Genomic DNA, 4,550 nt, shown 5'->3' on the forward strand with positions numbered 1-4,550 from the left:
AGGACGCCGCCGGACTTATATACAGGTTGTGGGGCTGTCTCGTTTTCGGGACGGCCCCACACCTGTCTCCGGAACAGGTATTTCTGGGGAATTTTTTCGCCCGATCGGGTAGAGCGAAACGTGACTGGATAATCGCATAAGGCGATGTTCCGGTGACGCGCGCCCTGCCTGTCGACCGTCCACTGTGTCGATGAAGTTCCGAGATCAAGTGGCCCCAGCTAGATGGACGTCCTACTGTCGGAGGACGGAACATCAGTGGGTGTGGGCCCGAGCGCCCCGCCCGGTCTGACCGGGAGGCGCCGCAATGCCATCCCTCTCGCAGAGCATCCCGACCACCGCTGCCCGCGCCGCTGCGGGCGCCTCGGCCTCGGTTGTCGAGTCGGCGGGTGAGGCCCTGCAGGTGCCCGCCCACCCGGTGCGGATCGTGACAGCGGCCGCGTTGTTCGACGGGCACGATGCCGCGATCAACATCATGCGCCGCCTGCTGCAGGCCCAGGGCGCCGAGGTGGTTCACCTCGGGCATGACCGGGGTGTCGATGAGGTCGTGACCGCGGCCATCCAGGAGGACGTGCAGGGTGTGGCCGTGTCCTCCTACCAGGGCGGGCATGTCGAGTACTTCACCTACCTGGTGCAACGGCTGCGGGAACGGGGCGCCGGTGACGTGCGGGTGTTCGGTGGCGGCGGTGGGGTGATCGTCCCTGCGGAGATCGAGCTTCTGCGGTCCCGCGGTGTCACGCGCATCTTCTCGCCGGCGGATGGCCAGTCCATGGGGCTGGCCGCGATGGTCAATTCGATCATTCGACAGTGTGATGTGGATCTGGCGGCCCACGGGCCGAAGCTCGAGGAGATCGTCGGCGGAGAGCAGGCCGCGCTGGCCCGGGCGATCACCGTGCTCTGCTCGGACAGCCGGGCGGACGAGCTCGCCGCGGCGCTGCGGGGGCAGGCGCTGCGCCGTCCGGTGATGCCGGTGCTCGGCATCACCGGTACCGGTGGCTCGGGGAAGTCCTCGCTGACCGACGAGCTGGTGCGGCGCTTCCAGGTTGACCAGGACGGTCGGCTGCGCATCGCCGTGCTCGCGATCGACCCGTCCCGCCGTCGGGGCGGCGGCGCGCTGCTGGGTGACCGGATCCGGATGAACTCCCTCGCCGGCCCGGCCGCTGCCCGGGTGTTCTTCCGGTCGCTGGCGACCCGCGGGGCCGGTAGCGAGATTCCCAGGTCGGTGCGCGACTGCGTCGTCGCCTGTCGCGCGGCCGGTTACGACCTGGTGATTCTCGAGACGCCGGGGATCGGTCAGGGGGATGCGGCCGTCGCGGAACACAGCGACGTCGCGCTGTACGTGATGACGCCGGAGTACGGAGCCGCATCCCAGCTGGAGAAGATCGAGATGCTGGATGTGGCGGACGTGGTCGCGGTGAACAAGTTCGAACGGCGCGGCGCCGAGGATGCCCGTCGCGACGTCGCCCGTCAGCTGCTGCGCAACCGGGAGGCGTTCGCGTCGAACTGGGCGGACATGCCGGTCTTCGGTACCTCCGCGGCGCGCTTTCACGATGACGGCGTGACGGCGCTTTACCAGTATCTGCTCGGACTGCTGCGGGAGCGGGGACTGCGGGCCGGGCCGGGTGCGCTGGCACCGGTCGAGCACCGCACCTCCCAGGGGTTGGGAACCCTCATCCCGGCCGGTCGATCCCGCTATCTGGCGGAGATCGCGCAGACCGTACGGGACTACCACGAGGAGACGGAGCGGCAGGCCCAGCTGGCCCGTCGCCGTCAGCATCTCGCCACCGCCGAAGCCGTCGTGCGCGAAGCCGCCGCGGACGGGGCGGACGGGGCGGATGCGGTGGGGACGCTGAGCCGGCTGCGGGAACGTACCGAGGGTGAGCTGGCCCCCTGGGCCGTCGAGCTGCTCGCCCGGTGGCCGCGGACGGTCGCGGAACGCCAGCGCGACGACCTCGTCTATCAGGTGCGCGGCCGGGACGTGCCGACCTCGCTGTGGCGTTCGACGCTGGCCGGCAGTCGCGTTCCGCGGGTCGCGGTGCCCGACATCGACGATGATGCCCGGTTGCTGCGCTTCCTGCGCCGGGAGAACCTGCCGGGGGCGTTCCCCTACACCGCGGGCTGCTATCCGTTCCGGCGGGCCGGTGAGGCCCCGGCGCGGATGTTCGCCGGCGAGGGCGATCCAGCGCGGACGAACCGGCGCTTCCACCTGCTGTCCGCCGGGTCACCGGCCACCCGGCTGTCCGTCGCGTTCGACTCGGTCACGTTGTACGGGCGTGACCCGGCCGCCCAGCCGGACATCTACGGCAAGATCGGTACCTCGGGGGTGTCGGTCGCGACCCTCGACGACATGAAGGACCTGTTCGACGGCTTCGACCTGTGCGACCCGGCGACCAGTGTCTCCATGACGATCAACGGCCCGGCGCCGGCGATCCTCGCCATGTTCCTCACCACCGCGATCGACCAGCAGCTCGACGCGTTCGCCCGCACCCAGGGCCGCGAGCCGTCCGCTGCCGAACACGCGCAGATCACCGGTCGTGCGCTGGCCACCGTCCGCGGCACGGTGCAGGCGGACATCCTCAAGGAGGACCAGGGACAGAACACCTGCATCTTCTCGACCGACTTCGCGCTGCGGGCGATGGCCGATGTGCAGGAGTGGTTCATTGCCCATGACGTGCGGAACTTCTACTCCGTCTCGATCTCCGGATATCATATTGCGGAGGCCGGAGCGAATCCCATCACCCAGCTCGCCTTTACACTGGCGAACGGCTTCACCTACGTCGAGGCCTATCTGGCCCGCGGCATGAGCATCGACGACTTCGCGCCGAACCTGTCGTTCTTCTTCTCCAACGGCATGGACGCCGAGTACACGGTGATCGGACGGGTGGCCCGCCGCCTGTGGGCGGTGGCGCTGCGGCACCGCTACGGTGCCGGCGACCGATCCCAGCTGCTGAAATACCATGTCCAGACCTCGGGGCGCTCGCTGCACGCGCAGGAGATGGACTTCAACGACATCAGAACCACACTGCAGGCCCTGTGTGCGCTCTACGACAACTGCAACAGCCTGCACACCAACGCCTACGACGAGGCGATCACCACGCCCACGCAGAGCTCGGTGCGCCGGGCCCTCGCCATCCAGATGATCATAAATCAGGAGTGGGGGCTCTCGGCCAACGAAAACCCGCTGCAGGGTTCGTTCGTGGTGGACCAGCTCACCGATCTCGTCGAGGCGGCGGTGCTCGCCGAGTTCGAACGAATCAGCGATCGAGGCGGCGTTCTGGGTGCGATGGAAACCGGTTACCAGCGTGGCCGGATCCAGGACGAGTCGATGCTCTACGAGCGACGCAAGCATGATGGCAGCCTGCCGATCGTCGGCGTCAACACCTTTCGCGCTCCCGCCGACACCGACGGTCGCGACCAGGTCGGCGACCAGATGGACGGCGGGGTCACGCAGGGGATGGGCGGGGCCGATTCGGCGGGAGGGCGACCGTTGGAACTCGCCCGAGCGACCGAGTCGGAGAAGCGCGCCCAGCTCGACCGGCTGACTGCCTTCCAGCAGCGGCACGCGAGCGCGGCCCGACCCGCCCTGGCCGAGCTGCGCGCCGCCGCCGCGGGCGGCGGAAATATCTTCGACGCGCTGATGAGGACGATACGGGTGTGCTCGCTCGGCCAGATCACCGAGGCGTTCTTCGACGCCGGTGGTCAATATCGCAGAAATGTATAAATTCAGTCACCGAGCGCTGGAGGAGCACGGCGCGCAATCCTCGAGCACGGCTGAATCTTTGCTTACGCGTCCGTCCTGGGGTGCAATGGACGCTGACCGTCGGCCGAGACGGTCCCCGACCGGCGGGTCGGGCGGGAGACGTCCCCCCACACGCAGGAGCGACCGAAGCCGTGGCCACCCCCAAACCGCTGCCCACCGATCCGATCGCGGAGGCCCAGCGGCACTGGGTCGCCCATGGATGGGGCGAGGTTGCGGACGGTATGGCGGCGGTGACCTCGCTGATGCGAGCGCAGCAGATCGTGCTGGCCCGGGTCGACGAGGTCCTCCGTCCCCTGGATCTGACCTTCGCCCGCTACGAGCTGCTCATGCTGCTGCTGTTCTCCCGGCACGGCTCGCTGCCCCTGAACAAGATCGGTAGCCGGCTGCAGGTCCATCCGACCAGCGTCACCAGCGCCGTCGACCGGTTGGAGGCGCGGGGGCAGGTCCGGCGCAACCCGCATCCCACCGACCGGCGGGCCATCCTCGCCGAGATCACGGAGGAGGGGCGGGCCACGGCGCTGGCCGCGACCGAGAAGCTCAACGACACCGTCTTCGCCGACCCCGGCCTGGGCGACGGCGGGATCCGTACCCTCATCTCCCTGCTCACCGATCTGCGCCGTGCCGCCGGCGACTTCTAGGCCGCCACTGCCCGCCGACCTGCGGGTCTGGGCCGATCCGGACCTGGTCGCGCTGACGCCCGCCGCCCGCCGCCCGCCGCCCGCCTGGCGCCGCCCGGGTATCGCGAGTCGACGGGACGTGCGGCCGGAACGCGCCGGCGAGGGCGGGCTGGTGC

The 4,550-nt window shown here is 69.4% G+C and carries 2 protein-coding genes; both read left to right on the top strand.

Features of this window, described 5'->3' with window-relative positions; translation table 11 throughout:
- Positions 1 to 304: 304 nt before the first annotated feature.
- Positions 305 to 3,718 carry a fused isobutyryl-CoA mutase/GTPase IcmF gene (icmF, locus tag ND747_RS20030; RefSeq protein ID WP_251735374.1) on the top strand — a complete coding sequence of 1,138 codons (3,414 nt, stop codon included), beginning with the start codon at positions 305 to 307 and terminating at the stop codon, positions 3,716 to 3,718.
- A 170-nt stretch (positions 3,719 to 3,888) separates the two neighbouring features.
- Positions 3,889 to 4,395 carry a MarR family transcriptional regulator gene (locus ND747_RS20035; RefSeq protein WP_251735376.1) on the top strand — a complete coding sequence of 169 codons (507 nt, stop codon included), beginning with the start codon at positions 3,889 to 3,891 and terminating at the stop codon, positions 4,393 to 4,395.
- The last annotated feature ends 155 nt before the right edge of the window (positions 4,396 to 4,550 follow it).

The organism is Frankia sp. R82, assembly GCF_023716925.1.
In the GTDB taxonomy this organism is placed as follows: Bacteria; Actinomycetota; Actinomycetes; order Frankiales; family Frankiaceae; genus Frankia.